The organism is Sinomonas susongensis (assembly GCF_005877005.1).
GTDB classification, from domain to species: Bacteria; Actinomycetota; Actinomycetes; order Actinomycetales; family Micrococcaceae; genus Sinomonas; species Sinomonas susongensis.
In genome coordinates, this window is the sequence record NZ_SSNH01000007.1 from 240,007 (window position 1) to 254,257 (window position 14,251).

The window sequence follows — 14,251 nt, forward strand, 5'->3', positions numbered from 1 at the left end:
GTCCCAGCGCCACATTCCTATATCAGGAGTCTTGACATACAAAACGGTCGGCTCTAACCTTATATAAGGAAGCCTGACATCCAAATGCTTCTGATTCTTCGAGTGCTCGGCGAAATGCCCACAGAAATTCGCACACTCGTGGAGACGCAAATCTCGAACGGATGCGGTGCCCCACCGCTCCAAAAGTTTCTCTAGGAACGTCAAAGGGGAGGTTCCATGACGGGGAAGATCATCCTCAAGCGCGTTGCGTTCGGGATTCCGCTTCTCTTCGTTGTCTCGATCATCACGTTCGTCCTCGTCGCCCTCTCTCCAGGGGACGCGGCCAGGGTCCTCGCCGGGCCGGATGCGACCCAAGCCGACTACGAGTCGCTGCGCCAGCAGCTCGGCCTCAACGATCCGCTCCCGGTCCAGTACTGGCATTGGCTCGTGGGTGCGATGCACGGCAATCTCGGCCACTCGATCGTGAACGGCTCCGACGTCGCGCAGTCACTCAACGAGCGCCTCGGCGTCACGCTCTCCCTGGTCATCCTCGCCACCATCATCTCGGGTGTCATCGGGATCCTCGTGGGGAGTGTGAGCGCCCACCGGGGCGGCATGCTCGGGAAGATCGTCGACGTCGGCGCCATCGCCGGGTTCGCGCTTCCGCACTTCTGGATCGGGCTCATCCTCGTAACCCTCCTGGCGGTCCAGCTGCGACTCTTCCCAGCGCTCGGCTACGTCAACCTCTCCAGCAGCCCAGAACTCTGGCTGAGATCCGTGTCCCTGCCGGTCCTGACCCTCGTCATAGGTGGCGTGGCCGGCATCGCCAAACAGACCCGGGACGCGATGCTCAACGGTCTGGGCGCTGAATACACCGTCGCGCATCGTGCCGACGGCGTGCCCGAGCGCTCCGTCGTCTACCGTCACGTCCTTAGGAATTCCGCCTCGCCCATCCTGGCCGTCGTGGGACTCCACTTCGTCGGAACGCTCAGCGGAACGGTCCTCGTGGAACAGATCTTCGGCCTTCCGGGCCTCGGCAGTCTGGCGGTCAGCGCCACGAATCAGCACGACATCCCCGTCATCCAGGGAATCGCCCTCTACTTCGGCATCCTGGTGGTCCTCGTCAACCTCGTTCTCGACCTGGTCTACCGGCGCCTCAATCCGAAGGTCGACGTCTCATGATCCAGACCGAAACCGTCCCTCCGCTCTCAGCACGCCGGGCGGCTGCCCCGCCGGCGCTTCGCCGCCCGGGCCTCCTCGGCCGTCTGCTGGGCAAGCCGACGGCGCTGATCTCCGGCATCTTCCTGCTTGCGGTCGCCGTCGCGTGCGTCGCGGCCCCTTGGGTCGCTCCCTACTCCTCCGACGCCACCGACTTCTCCGCGACGTCAGCCGGCCCCTCCGCGGCGCACCTCCTCGGCACCGACAACCTTGGCCGCGACGTCTTGAGCAGGCTCCTCTTCGGGGGTGTCCACACGCTCTCCTCCTCTGCCCTCGCGGTGGTAGTCGCGCTCGTGCTTGGCCTCCCGGTCGGAATGGCCGCCGGCTACCTCGGCGGAGCCTGGGACCGAGTCATAGGCTGGATCAGCGACGGGATCATGGCGCTTCCCGCCACGATCTTCCTGCTGGCCGTGCTGGCGGTGTTCCCGCACAACCTATACGCCGCGATGCTCGCTTTTGGCATCCTTGTTGCACCAGGTCTCGCCAAGGTCGTCCGCTCGGTCGTCCTCGGCGTCCGGCAGGAGCAGTACATCGACGTCGCGAAGGTCAGCGGCATCGGCGATCTCGGCATCATGCGGCGGCACATCGTCTCCAAGCTCGGGGGCGCGGTCGTCGTCCAGCTGACGCTCGTGATGGGCGTCTCGATCCTGGTCGAGAGCGGCCTCGACTTCCTCGGCCTCGGCCCGCAGCCGCCCACACCCACTTGGGGAACGATGGTCTCCGACGCGTCCCAGGCCATCCACACCCAGCCGTGGCTCCTGATCCCCACGGGCGGGACCATCGCCGTCGTCGTCCTCGCCCTGTGGTTCTTCGGCGACTCGCTGCGCGACGCCGTCATGGAACGCTGGATGGCACCCACTCATCGGAGGCGCGCTACGGCGAGACTGTCCCGTACGACGCCGCAGCTCACCGCGCCCGGTCGGCGTCGCCTCCATGCCGGGGACGCCCGTGGGACGGTCCGGCGCGACGCGGAGGCCGTGTTCGACGTCCAAGAGGTCACCGTCGCGTTCGAGCGCGACGGTGTGATCCAGCCAGTCGTCGAGGAGGTCTCGTTCTCGGTCCGCCCGGGCGAGACGGTCGCCCTGCTCGGCGAATCCGGCTGCGGGAAGAGCGTGACGGCCCGGGCCGCGTTCGGGCTGCTCCCCGCCGGGCTCGACGTCCAGCACGGGCGCCTCCGGTACGACGGAACCGACTACGACCTCCAGTCCGATACCTCGCGCCTGCCTCGCGGATCCGGGATCTCGGTGATCTTCCAAGAGCCGGTGGCCGCACTCGACCCCACGCTGACAGTCGGCCGGATCCTCGTCGATTCGGTGCGACGCCACCGTGGCGCGGGGCGCGCAGAGGCGCGGGAGATCGCCCTCGGCCTCCTTGACGACGTCGGCATCCACGACCCGGATCAGGTCCTAGGCCGATACGCCCACGAACTCTCCGGCGGGATGGCCCAGAGGGTGTGCATCGCGAGAGCCCTAGCGGGGCAACCCAAGGTCCTCATCGCGGACGAGCCCACGACCGCCCTCGACGTCACGGTCCAAGCAGGCGTGCTCGAACTCATCCGTGAGCGGCAGGCCGAGACCGGCCTCGCGGTCATGCTCGTCACGCACGACTGGGGCGTGGTGGCAGACATAGCCACGCAATGCGTGGTCATGTACGCAGGACAGGTCGTCGAGTCGGCGACCGTGGAGGAGCTCTTCACGTCACCGCGGCATCCGTACACGCGCGGCCTCCTGGCCGCCAATCCGGCCGGGGGCCACCCGGGGGAGAGGCTCACGGCTCTGCCCGGCCGCGTTCCCGCCCCCAGCGAGTGGCCGCCGGGATGCCGCTTCCAAGCCCGGTGCCCGTTCGCCACCGAGGAGTGCGCGGCTGCGGCGATCCCGCTCGAAGCGGACAACGGCGGCCGCCGGGTGCGCTGCATCCGTTGGAAGGAGACAGTCGATGTCGCCAGTTGAATCCGCTTCTGCAGAAGAAGTGACGAGTTCGCCCCTCGTGCTCGAGATGGCTGGGGTGTCGATCGACTACGAGCGCCGGCGCCTGCGTACGAGGGCAGTCCACGACGTGACGCTTTCCGTCGCCCACGGCGAGATGGTGGGCCTTGTGGGGGAGTCGGGCTCCGGCAAGACCTCGATTGCGATGTCTGCGCTGGGCCTCGTTCCCATCGCTGAGGGCAGCATTCGAGTCAATGGTCGATCCATCGATTACCGCCGGCGCCGGAGCATCCTCGAGGCGGGAGCCCAGGCGGTGTTCCAGAGCCCGTACAGCTCACTCGATCCGGCGCAGCCGGTCAAGGCGATCCTCTCGGAGCCCATCTTCCACGAGCGGCTTTCGCGCGCCGCGGTGGTCGAACGCGTGCGGTCCGCGCTCGAGGATGTCGGGCTCGATCCGGCAGCGATGGAGCGCTACCCGCGAGAGTTCTCGGGAGGCCAACGTCAGCGCATCTCGATAGCCCGCGCAATGATGGCGCAGCCCTCGCTCCTTATCTGCGACGAGCCGACGAGCGCGCTGGATCTGTCTGTCCAAGCACAGGTGGCGAACCTCCTCCTGGACCTTCAGGAGAGGCACCGCACAAGCTATCTCATCATCGGGCACGACCTCCCGCTCATGAACCACCTCACGTCTCGGCTGTACGTCATGTATCGCGGCCACATCGTGGAGGAGGGGCCCACTGCGCTCGTCTATGGATCGCCTGCGCATCCGTACACCCGCGCGCTCGTCCTGGCAGCCCCGGTCCCGGACCCCTTGAAGCAGCGGGAGAGGCGAGCTCTCGCGAAGGCGACCGTGGGTAGGACCCCGGCCGCGGAGGGCGGCTGCGCATTCGCTCCCCGATGCCCCTTCTCGACGGAGCTCTGTATCAGGGAGACACCCCAACTCCGGCGCGTGGGAGAGGTGTCCGTGGCTTGTCATCACGACGAGGCGCTGGGCACCACCGCAGCAACGACCACTCGAACTGGCACGGCGCAGCCCGCGCTGAGTCCAACCATCACCATCGCTCCGGCCGATCAGGCGGGATCAGAAACAGGAAGAGGAACCCATGCGAGTCTCTGATCGCAAGAGCCTCGGCTCGCCGAAGGGCCGCGGCATCGCCGCCGCGGCGGGTGTAGCCGCTTTGGCGATGGCACTGGGCGGGTGCTCCGGGGGCAGCACGTCATCGACGTCGGCCTCCACTTCAGGGGGCACCTTGACGGTGCAGTTCTCCGGCCCCCCAATCGCGGGCCTGGACCCGACGAAGGCAGCCGGCGGGCAGTCGATGATCTACAGCACCCTCGCCTACGACTCGCTCACCTTCCTCGAACCAGACGGCACCCTCGCTCCGGACCTTGCGACGTCGTGGAAGTGGCTCGACTCCACCAACACGACGCTCCAGCTCACGATCCGGGACGGGGTCAAATTCAGCGACGGCAACGCGATGACAGCTGACGATGTTGCTCAGTGGCTTGTTCACTTCCGCGACGGCAAGTCGACGCTCAGCCCCAATCTCGCAGGAATGGCATCGGCGACAGCGACCGACGCCCACACGGTCGTCATCAAGATGTCCTCCCCAAACCCGGACCTGCCGATCGCCCTGAGCCAGGAGTACGGCGCCGGCTTGGTGGCTAACCCCACAGCCCTGATTACGCCCAAGTCTCTCGACCTCGCAACCAATGGGACCGGACCGTACAAGCTCGATCCGAGCCAGACTGTCTCGGGCGACCACTACACCTACGTCAAGAATCCCAACTACTGGAACCAGTCGGCTGTCCACTACAGCTCAGTCGTGGTAAAGGTCGCCTCCGACGCCAACTCGGTCGTCTCAGCCATTTCGGCCGGCCAGATGAACGTCGCTGTCGGGCGACCTGACACGGCGAAGACAGTCCAAGGGGCTGGGGCGACCGTTGCATCGGCGCCTGGCAGCGTCACCGCCCTCTATCTGCTCGACCGCAACGGCAAGCTCGTTCCCGCGCTCGCGAGCCAGCAGGTCCGGCAGGCGATCAACTATGCGATCGACCGTACCGGGATCACCAAGGCGCTCAATCCCGCGGGCTACGCGGATCCGACGTCCCAGATGGGGATCCCGCTCCAGAACGGGTTCCAGTCCTCGCTCGACTCGTACTACGGCTACGAGGTCTCCAAGGCCAAGGACCTCCTCTCTCAGGCAGGCTACGCGAACGGTTTCTCCTTCACCGCGATGTGCTCGACGATCCTCGGCACCTGCCCCTTGGCCCAGGCGGTTGCAAGTTCGCTCGCCAAGGTCGGCATCACCATGAAGATCGACCAGGAGAGCGAGATCTCCTCGTTCAATCAGAAGTACGCGACCGGGGCGGTGCCGGCGGTCTTCTTCACGAGCGGCTCGCCTGCTTACATGGCGGCGCACTCCCTCGTGGGGACCGGAGTCCTGGCCAACCCTTTCAATACGACGGACCCGACCATCGCTGCGGATTACAAGAAGGTGGCAACTACAACCGGCCAGCAGCAGGCTGACGCGGCCGCCACTTTCCAGAAGGACCTTGCGAACCTCGCCTGGTTCGCTCCCGTCTACCGCCGCTACTCGCTCATCTATGCGGACGGGGTCTCGAACGTGAAGCTCCAGCCCGCCAACCCGAGCTACTACTCCGTTGTCGATCCCAACGGGACCAACTCGTGGAAGCCCGGTTCGTGACGAGCGCCCCGCTCGTCGAGACGAGCGCAGGGAGAGTCCGCGGAAGCGACACAGGTTCGGTGCTCCGCTTCCTCGGCATCCCGTACGGTGACACGACGGCGGGTGCGAACCGATTCCTCCCCCCACAGCCTCCCGTCCCCTGGAGTGGAGTGCGCGACGCGTTGGCTCTGGGGTCGATCGCCCCGCAGCCGGTGCGATCAGGAGCGGCCGCGGGCCGGTTCGGCGGCGCCACGGTGGGGGAGGACTGCCTCGTCGTCAACGTCTGGACGCCCTCGACGGAAGGGCGCCGCCCCGTTCTGTTCTGGATCCACGGCGGAGGCTTCTTCCAGGGCGCAGGCCTCACCGCACACACCGACGGAGAGGCGCTCGCCCGCGACCTTGACGTCGTCGTCGTCAGCGTGAACCACCGGCTCGGGCTGCTCGGCTTCCTGTACCTCCACGAGGTCGGCGGTGCTGAGTGGGGCGCCGAGCCCAATGTCGGCATGCTCGATCTCATCGCAGCCCTCCGGTGGGTGCAGGAGAACATCACGGCATTCGGCGGGGCACCCGAACAGGTCGCAATCTTCGGCCACTCGGGCGGCGGCGGCAAGGTCGCGACGCTCCTGACCTCACCGTTGGCCCGCGGCCTGTTCTCCGCCGCCTGCATCAATGGAGGGCCGCCCTTCGGCCTCAAGGACAATGGGCGGGCGACGCTCAATGCCATGGAGGCCCTCAGACGGCTCGGGCTCGAGCGCGCTGACCGGGCTGTCCTCCGGGACCTCCCCCTCGAACGCCTGCTCGAAGTGCAGGCTAAGATGGGGGTGGGCGGGCTCCCGACCGAGCACGGCATGCGCTTCGCCCCGGTCGTAGGCACGGCCTCTGTCCCGACATACCCTGAGGAGGCCCTCGCATCGGGAGTCGCCGCCGACGTGCCCCTCATCGCGGGCACTGCGCTCGATGAGATGCGGTACATCCTCCAGATGGGCCCGCGCTGGGCCGAACCCGGGGAACACCTTTCCGAGTCGCGCCTCGCACACCTCGTGGGAGCCGGCGTCGACAATCCCGCGGACGTTGCTCCCTTGCTCGCGAGCTATCGTGCGATGGAGGGCTGGCGTGAGCGCAGCAACGCCGACCTCATGCTGGCCATCCTCAGCGACCAGTTCACGATCCGCACGCGCCGCCTTCTGGACGCGCGCGATAGGGCCGGCGGAGCCCCTGTCTTCGCCTATCTCTGCGACCTGAACCAGGGCTCCCGCCACGGCGCCTTCCACGGCATCGAGATGCCGCTGTTCTTCAGGAACGTCGGCAAGGGATCGCTGCCCCTCGACGGCAAGCCGTACCGGGTGTCGTCGGAGGTGCTGAGCCGCGCGCTCGTCGCGTTCGCGCGTGCCGGCGACCCAAGCTCCGATCCGGAGGGACCGAACTGGCCCGCGTACACCTCGGAGCAACAACGGGTGCTCCGATTCGGGGACGACGGAGTCGAGGTGGTCAAGGGGCCGTATCAGCAGCGCGTTGATGTGTGGCGCGGCGTGACGACGAGCTCGCGGACGGACCCGTGGGGCCGTGCCTTCGCCACCGTGGGGGCGAAATGATGCGGGAGAGTCTCACAGTCGACGGCCTCGACGTCCAGACGACTCGGCTTCCCCGCCCTGACGGGGCGTTCGGTGCCCACGACGTTGGCAGCGAACTGCTCGAGCGGTACGGCTATAGGACGTCGGAGGTGCTCTTGCGGGGTCGGGCACTGGGGGAGCCCTTCACCACGCGAGTTCTCCTCCGGCGCCCGGCATCGGGGGACTCCGCGAGCGGAACAGTGATCCTTGAGCCGATGCACTTCGCCGGGGGACGGCCCGTCTGGAATGCCGCCCACGAGTACATCCTGCGCAGCGGGCACGCGTGGGCCGAGGTCGCCTGCCAGACGACGCCGGCGCTCAAGTACCTGAAGGCCTTCGACCCAGGGCGGTACGCTGCCGTTCAGCTTTCAGGGCGGACGGCGACGGCGCTGCCGACAGATGGGGAGGGTAGCCCGCGGGAGCGGTCAGACGCCTTCGCCCGCACATGGTGGGAGACGAGCCCCCAGACGACGGCGATCCTCCAGATCACCGTCGCAGCGCTGCGGAGCGGCGCGGTCGACGCCGGTCCGGTGCGCACCGTCGTCGTCGCCGGGAGCTCGCAGACGGGCGGAGTGGTTCGCCGCTTGGGGCAGCGGCTCAGTGAGGGCTCAGCGGGTCCGGACGAGGGCGTTCCTGATGGGCTGCTGCCGATGCACAGCGGCGGGGCCGCGCTCCGCGGCGTCCCGGTCCCCGCGATCGAGCTCATCGCCGAAGCCGACCTAGAGTCGGTGCGCAGGCCCAAGGGCCTCCCCGGTCAGGGCCGCGGCCTCGAACACCGGAAGAGCCTTGGTGACACGTACCAGATCTATGAGGTCGCGGGGATGTCGCACGTGGACAGCCGTTACCGTCAGCCGGGCGGCACCGCACCGCTTGGCACGCGCTGGAGCACGTTCCCGCACACACACGTGACGCACGCCGTCGTCGACGCCCTCATCGCATGGGTTCGCGACGGAGTCCGGCCGCCGTCCGCGACGATGCTCGCGACCGAACCGGGCACCGACGCGGTCCGGAGGGACGGCGACGGCCATGCCCTTGGTGGCCTCCAGCTACCGGCGACACTCATGCCGACCGCACACGTCGACGTCCTGTCCCCAGGCCCGCTGTGGATCTTCGGCATCGAAGCCCCGCTCAGCGGTGCCGAACTGATCCGCCGCTACGGCTCGACCGACTCTTACCTAGGCCGCGCCCGCGAGATCCTCGACGCACTCGTCGCGGAGCGGCGCTACCTACGCGCGGACGCGGACCGGTGGCTCCGGGAAACCGACCGCGCGCTTCGAGAACACCTTTCGTAGGAGGACTTGCATGACGATTACGAAGATCGCTGAACCGCGCGAGACGACTGCGTCCGACCGTCCCTACCAGACGGGGTGGGCGGGCGACGGCGAACTCGGGCTTGCGCTCGAGAGCGCGGGCTACGTCGAGGAGGAGATCGTCGTCGAGGGCACCGCAGCGACGTTCGTGTACGACGACGACTTCCATCGGCAGCCGGCCGAGCAGGACGTTCCGTACGTCACGAGAGTCCTCGTACGGCGCCCCGCGGATCCCTCGAAGGCCTCGGGCCTGGTGTGCTTCGAGCCGCTGCACCCCGGCATGGACGCAGACCTCACCTGGCGCTCGGTCCATCCGTGGATCGCGCGCGAGGGCCACGTCTGGGTAGGAGCGACGGTGACCCCTCGCTGGGCAGAGAAGCTCGCCGCATCGGGCGAATGGAACGGACGATACGAACGCCTCAGCATTCCCGCTATGGGGCTTCAGTGGCAGATCACCGCCGACGTCCTCACGGTCTTGCGCGGCGAGGGCCTCACACCGGCCCTCTCAGGGTCGGCCGTCAGCCGGCTCATCATGTCCGGCTGGTCCATGACCGGAACGTTCTGCCGAGTCTTCCTCCGCGACGGCTTCCACGAAGACGCTCGTACACCCGACGGAAGCCCGGCCGTGGATGGATACCTCATCGCGATCTCCTCGGGAGGCTTCCTCGAGGGCGGCTACCAGCCCTTGTCCGACGGTTGCATGGTTCTCCCGCGGGAGGACGCCCGGCGCACCATTTCCAACCACGGCGTCCCGGTCATCGAACTCCTGAGCGAGGGCGAGTCGGAGACCCATGCCAGCGTCCTGCGGGAGGACAGTGACCACCCCGGCGATCCATACCGCCTCTATGAGATCGCAGGGGCCTGCCACGGTTCCGTGAGCACGAAGACTGGTTGGCCGGGCGATGCGCAGGCCGACCGAATGGGGATTGCCAGGGGAGCACGGATCCGGGAGATGCCGAGCACCTTCCCGATCGAACACGTTGCCCGGGCAGCGTTCGCCCACCTCGACAGGTGGATCACCGATGGGATAGAACCGCCGCGTGCACCGCGGCTCCGATTCGGCGAGGGCAACATTAAGGGCGGCTGGCCGGAATGCGTGCCGCTCGAACGGGACGAACTGGGCAACGCCGTCGGCGGAGTCCGTTCGACTCACGTCGACGTCCCGATCGCAACGTACGTCCCGCACAGCACCATTGAATCCGTGGCCGGGACCGCCCATCCCGGCGGCGACCTCTACGGCCACATGGTGCCGTTCTCGGCGGAGCGTCTGCGGGCCCTCTACGGCAAACCCGAGGAGTACCGACGGCGCGTCGAGCGCCGGTCCGCCGAGATCCTCCATCAGGGTTGGCTACTCGCTCCCGAGCGGGACGCCGTGGTTGCGGCGGCAGAGACCGTCTCCTTCTGACGTTCTTCGCCTTTTCGAGAGCATGACGACGACGGCGCCGTAGGGCGCGGAGAGGATCCGAATGACTGCCACGGCCGAGCCGCGAGAAATCCCCGAGGACTTCGATCCGGGCTCGAGCGACCATCCCGACGAGGTGCACGCGATCTACCGGGACCTCCGGCAGAGGTGCCCGGTAGCGCACAGCGACAGCTACGGCGGATTCTGGGCGCTCACTAAGTACGACGACGTCAAGGAGGCCGCTCTCTTCGACTCCCGCTTCATTTCGTCGGTGAGAGCGGTTGTCCCGAGCGACCCCCGCGGCCTCCGGCGGCCGCCGCTCAACTTCGACGCACCACACCACACTCCATTCCGGAAGGCGCTCGACGCGACGCTCTCCCGCGCTCGGCTCGCACGCCTCGAGCCCACGCTGCGGGGTCATGCCGTCGCCGAGCTGAAGCCCCTGTTTGAGCGTGGGGCAGGCGACATAGCGCAGGAGTTCGGAGCGAAGTTCCCGGCCTGGGTAACGACTGAGTGGCTCAACCTCGATCCCGAACTCGCCCCAGTCCTTGCGCGGACCGCCGCGCGCTGGGTCCAGGCCTGGCGGCGCCAGGATCGGGACGTGGTCAACGAGATGAGCCAGCGGATGTACGAGATGGCCCGTGCGCTCGTGGCCGACCGCAAGGCCGCTCCGCGTCCGGTCGAGGAGGACCCTGCGAGCTCGCTCCTCGCGGAGAGGTTCGAGGGCAATCCTCTCGACGAAGAGCAGGTTGTCGGCGCCCTGCGTCAGTCCCTCGTGGTGGGGATGGTCGCGCCGCCCATCGTGATCGGTTCGATCGCCGTACACCTGAGCGACGATCAGGCACTGCAGCAGCACCTCAGGGAGCAACCCGAACTCATTCCCGAGGCGCTGGAGGAGTTCCTCCGGCTCTACTCTCCGTACCGCGGCTTTGCACGGACCGTCACCGAACCGACCCGGATAAGGAACCGCGAGATTCTCCCGGCCGAACCGGTCACGTTGGCCTACGCCTCCGCGAATAGGGACGCAGACGTCTTCGACGACCCGGACGTGTTCGTCCTGGACCGGCCGAACATCGCCGAGCACATGGCCTTCGGGCGGGGGCGCCATCGCTGCCCCGGCGCTCCCATGGCCCGGCTCATGCTGCGTATCGCTCTCGAGGAGCTTCTGGCGCGCACCCGGTCCTTCACCGCCGTCGGCTCGCGTGAGGGTGCGCGCATGCCAGAGCTCGGGATCGTGTCCGCCCGCCTCGAGTTCGAGCTGTGACCACGGTTCACCGGCTCGAGGGGACTACTGCTCCCGGCGCCCGGTGGGTTGCCCTCGTGCCGGCCAAGTGGAACGGTCCCCTTCTGGTCTACTGCCACGGCTATGGGGCAGACGACGGGGCACCCATCAAGCTCGTTCCCGGAGCGATCGGCGTGGAGCGGCTCCTCTCCGAGGGCTACGCGCTCGCGGCGTCAGGTTACTCGAGCGCCGGCTGGGCGGCGGGTGACGGGGTGATCGACACCCTCGCGTTGGTCGAGGCTCTGGCCGCGCAGCGATTGCACCCCTGCCGGACCGTGGTCTGGGGCCAATCGATGGGTGGCCTCGTCGCGGCAGCGCTTGCGGAGATCCCGGGCGCTGTCGACGGTGCGGTGTCGCTCTGCGGGTCGGTCGTCGGCCCCGTCGGGATGATGAACCAGGCCTTCGACGCCGCCTGGACCGCCTCCGTGCTTCTGGACTGGGAGGACGTTGACCTCATCGGAGTCACCGATGACCGCGTGCGGTCCACACACATCACTGGGCTCCTGCACCGGGCTAAGGCCGACGCCGTCGGACGCGCTCGGGTAGCCCTCGCCTGTGCCTTCGGCCAGCTCCCGACCTGGTCTCTGCCGAGCCAGTCCCGTCCTCGGGAGGATGACGTCGAGACGCTCCTGGGGAATCAGGCGGAGGTCTTCGGGTGGTCCGTCCTCTCTCCTCGCAACGACATGCTTCGCCGCGCAGGCGGTCCCTTCTCGTGGAACGTCGGCGTCGACTACAACTCCGGACTTGAGAGGAGCGGCTTCAGCGCGCTTGTCGGGGAGATGTACTCCAGAGCTGGACTCAATCTGGAGGCTGATCTTCAGCGCCTCGCCGAGGCGCCGAGGGTCGCAGCGGTGCCGGAAGCCGCGGCCCGCTTGGCCGCCGTGGTGACCCCGACCGGAAGGCTCGCCGCACCGCACCTGACTGTGCACCAGACTGGCGACGCCGCCCCCGTGGTCACCCAAGCGACCGCCTACGCCGACCGCGTGATGCGGGAGGGGTACGATGCGCTTCTCCGACAGGTGTTCATCGATCGGCCAGGGCACTGCAGCGAATCGGAAGCCGAGCTCCTGGCGGCCTTAAGGCTGCTCGAGGGCCGGATGGACACCGGTCTCTGGCCCGATGCGCCGAAGGAGTTCTCCGCCTTCCAGCCCGGCCAGTTTCTCCGACCCTCAACCGAGACAGTGTGATCGTCGCGCCGCACGGAACGCAGACCTGTCCTGGGTGTTCTGGCGTCTTGGACCGCTGTTCGTTCGGAGCGGGGACACTGGGCGGGGCCTCGAACCCAGACACAGTTCGATGATCTGGGCAGGGCGAAGGATTCGGCATCGTCGTCGTTCTCGTCGGCGGAGTCCTCGACCCGGAGCCGGGCGAGTGTCTTGGCAGTAGGTGCCAGCGAAGGGCCTCAGCATGGCCGCCTCCTAAACCACGCCGCGGCCGGTCCGAAGTCCCGCCGTCCCGCCATCACATTGCACCTCCCAGCGCGGGGCCACGTAGGAGCTGGCCACCGAGCGGGGTCGCGTCGACCGGGGCGAAGATCAGGAACGATCAGCACTGGGCGCCAGCGTCTGCTGTCTGCGCCTTCGCCGTGGTCCTCTCGGCTGCCGTCCTTGGTGTCCAGCAGCCCCAATCCGCCTCGGCCGGATCTGCTGTCGCATGGCGGACTGCATCGTCGGTTGGACTGCTTTCCACCGCCGTGGCCCGGGTGCCGTCCCGTTCACTCGTGCCCGAGGTCTCGGGGCCGCCGGTGCAGCCGCTTGCCGCAGCGGTGCTCGTACTGCCGGTCCCGCATTTCATCCACCTGCCGTACCGACAGCGGTGAGAGCCTACGGCTCTCCGCATGCGTCCTCGGGGCTTCTGCACTCCATCAGCACCTTCGTACCGCCCACGCTCGGGTTCTGGGCAGGCCTCCGGTGCGGAGCGGAACTAGGCCTCAGAGGCCGATCGTCGGTTCGCTCCGGGTGGACGAGAGGGAGGACGCGACGTTTCACCATCCCGTTCGCGGTCCTCGGCATGCTCAGGAGCGGCAAGTTCAATTCGAGTACTGGCTACTCGGGCATCGCCCCGGACGGCGGTGCAGACTGCCACCCCGGACATAGAAACAGGGAGGTCTCATGCACGCTCACCGCGCCATCGTCCTTGACGCCATCAACGTCCTGAAAGCTCAAGGGTTCCTCGCCGGGCACTCCCACATGCACAACGGCTTCGCCTCTACCAGCGAACATGCCCAGGCCGATGCGGTGGGGGAGGCGATCAGTGCCCTGAGCAGCCGGACCTGGAACGAGCTCAGCTACCAGCAGCGGCAGATTCTCCTGGTCGCCCAGGCCACGGTCAGGCACTACCCACAAGCCGAGGAACTGCCCCCAGCAGGCCGCCAGCGGGGAACGGCGCGCAGCCGCAACTGAACTGGAGCCAAGAACGGCCCATCAGGTGCACGCTATCGTAGCGGGTGGCGGCGAGCCCGATGCCCTGGGTCGGGTGGAGCCGTCGAGAACTACACGAGCAATTCGGGCTGGTAGGCGCGCGGCGCTGGCTTGCTCCGCATGCCGAGATTGCGGCAGAACGTGCCTGAGGGGTCCAGTTCGACGTCGTGGGGGACGCCGACCCGGCCGACGATGGCGCCCTGTGCGGCAACCTCGAAGGCGGCCATCGCACGACCGCGGCAGCTCCGGAGCCGTGCGGGGCGGCGCGCGGGTCAGGCTGCCTTGATGGGAGCCTTCCCGTCTGCGGATGATGCGGCGGCCTGCTTCTCGCGGGTGAGGAAGGCGGAGAGCTCCCCGATGGTGCTCATCAGCGGGGCCGGGAAGACGACCGTGGTGTTCTTGTCCACGCCGATCTCCA

Annotated in this window: 11 protein-coding genes; 10 read left to right on the plus strand and 1 reads right to left on the minus strand. The window is 67.8% G+C overall.

Annotated elements, in window-relative coordinates:
* Window positions 1-216 precede the first annotated feature (216 nt).
* The 10 genes from E6A21_RS11605 (at window position 217) to E6A21_RS11650 (ending at window position 13,815) form a co-directional block, all read left to right on the plus strand.
* A complete protein-coding gene (locus tag E6A21_RS11605; RefSeq protein ID WP_138444298.1) occupies window positions 217-1,161 on the plus strand; it encodes an ABC transporter permease in 945 nt (314 codons plus the stop codon).
* Window positions 1,158-3,146: a dipeptide/oligopeptide/nickel ABC transporter permease/ATP-binding protein gene (locus E6A21_RS11610; RefSeq protein ID WP_138444299.1), complete on the plus strand. Its 1,989-nt coding sequence runs from the start codon at window positions 1,158-1,160 to the stop codon at window positions 3,144-3,146. The genes E6A21_RS11605 and E6A21_RS11610 overlap by 4 nt, the downstream gene beginning before the upstream one ends.
* Entirely contained in the window at window positions 3,133-4,239 is a 1,107-nt protein-coding gene (locus tag E6A21_RS11615) for an ABC transporter ATP-binding protein (protein WP_138444300.1), read from the plus strand. Before E6A21_RS11610 ends, E6A21_RS11615 begins: the two co-directional genes overlap by 14 nt.
* On the plus strand, window positions 4,226-5,830 hold the full coding sequence (locus E6A21_RS11620; RefSeq protein ID WP_138444301.1) for an ABC transporter substrate-binding protein: 1,605 nt from the start codon (window positions 4,226-4,228) through the stop codon (window positions 5,828-5,830). The genes E6A21_RS11615 and E6A21_RS11620 overlap by 14 nt, the downstream gene beginning before the upstream one ends.
* The gene (locus E6A21_RS11625; RefSeq protein WP_171041372.1) at window positions 5,827-7,401 is read left to right on the plus strand and encodes a carboxylesterase/lipase family protein; all 1,575 of its coding nucleotides are present in this window, start codon (window positions 5,827-5,829) and stop codon (window positions 7,399-7,401) included. Before E6A21_RS11620 ends, E6A21_RS11625 begins: the two co-directional genes overlap by 4 nt.
* Window positions 7,398-8,711 carry an alpha/beta hydrolase domain-containing protein gene (locus E6A21_RS11630; protein ID WP_138444303.1) on the plus strand — a complete coding sequence of 438 codons (1,314 nt, stop codon included), beginning with the start codon at window positions 7,398-7,400 and terminating at the stop codon, window positions 8,709-8,711. Before E6A21_RS11625 ends, E6A21_RS11630 begins: the two co-directional genes overlap by 4 nt.
* A gap of 10 nt (window positions 8,712-8,721) precedes the next feature.
* Window positions 8,722-10,134 carry an alpha/beta hydrolase domain-containing protein gene (locus E6A21_RS11635; protein ID WP_138444304.1) on the plus strand — a complete coding sequence of 471 codons (1,413 nt, stop codon included), beginning with the start codon at window positions 8,722-8,724 and terminating at the stop codon, window positions 10,132-10,134.
* 61 nt (window positions 10,135-10,195) lie between these two features.
* The gene (locus E6A21_RS11640) at window positions 10,196-11,395 is read left to right on the plus strand and encodes a cytochrome P450 (protein WP_138444305.1); all 1,200 of its coding nucleotides are present in this window, start codon (window positions 10,196-10,198) and stop codon (window positions 11,393-11,395) included.
* The gene (locus tag E6A21_RS11645) at window positions 11,392-12,600 is read left to right on the plus strand and encodes an alpha/beta hydrolase family protein (RefSeq protein ID WP_138444306.1); all 1,209 of its coding nucleotides are present in this window, start codon (window positions 11,392-11,394) and stop codon (window positions 12,598-12,600) included. The genes E6A21_RS11640 and E6A21_RS11645 overlap by 4 nt, the downstream gene beginning before the upstream one ends.
* A gap of 924 nt (window positions 12,601-13,524) precedes the next feature.
* Window positions 13,525-13,815: a hypothetical protein gene (locus E6A21_RS11650; RefSeq protein WP_138444307.1), complete on the plus strand. Its 291-nt coding sequence runs from the start codon at window positions 13,525-13,527 to the stop codon at window positions 13,813-13,815.
* Window positions 13,816-13,904: 89 nt separating this feature from the next.
* Here the strand turns inward: E6A21_RS11650 and E6A21_RS17905 are convergent, their stop codons facing one another.
* Window positions 13,905-14,060 carry a hypothetical protein gene (locus tag E6A21_RS17905; RefSeq protein ID WP_171041373.1) on the minus strand — a complete coding sequence of 52 codons (156 nt, stop codon included), beginning with the start codon at window positions 14,058-14,060 and terminating at the stop codon, window positions 13,905-13,907.
* Between the last annotated feature and the right edge of the window lie 191 nt (window positions 14,061-14,251).

Bases quoted from the DNA above. Each gene is read 5' to 3' on its own strand.
- E6A21_RS11650 (WP_138444307.1), top strand. From the start codon at position 13,525: ATGCACGCTCACCGCGCCATCGTCCTTGACGCCATCAACGTCCTGAAA.
- E6A21_RS11620 (WP_138444301.1), top strand. From the start codon at position 4,226: ATGCGAGTCTCTGATCGCAAGAGCCTCGGCTCGCCGAAGGGCCGCGGC.
- E6A21_RS11640 (WP_138444305.1), top strand. From the start codon at position 10,196: ATGACTGCCACGGCCGAGCCGCGAGAAATCCCCGAGGACTTCGATCCG.
- E6A21_RS11610 (WP_138444299.1), top strand. From the start codon at position 1,158: ATGATCCAGACCGAAACCGTCCCTCCGCTCTCAGCACGCCGGGCGGCT.
- E6A21_RS17905 (WP_171041373.1), bottom strand. From the start codon at position 14,060: ATGGCCGCCTTCGAGGTTGCCGCACAGGGCGCCATCGTCGGCCGGGTC.
- E6A21_RS11615 (WP_138444300.1), top strand. From the start codon at position 3,133: ATGTCGCCAGTTGAATCCGCTTCTGCAGAAGAAGTGACGAGTTCGCCC.
- E6A21_RS11635 (WP_138444304.1), top strand. From the start codon at position 8,722: ATGACGATTACGAAGATCGCTGAACCGCGCGAGACGACTGCGTCCGAC.
- E6A21_RS11630 (WP_138444303.1), top strand. From the start codon at position 7,398: ATGATGCGGGAGAGTCTCACAGTCGACGGCCTCGACGTCCAGACGACT.
- E6A21_RS11605 (WP_138444298.1), top strand. From the start codon at position 217: ATGACGGGGAAGATCATCCTCAAGCGCGTTGCGTTCGGGATTCCGCTT.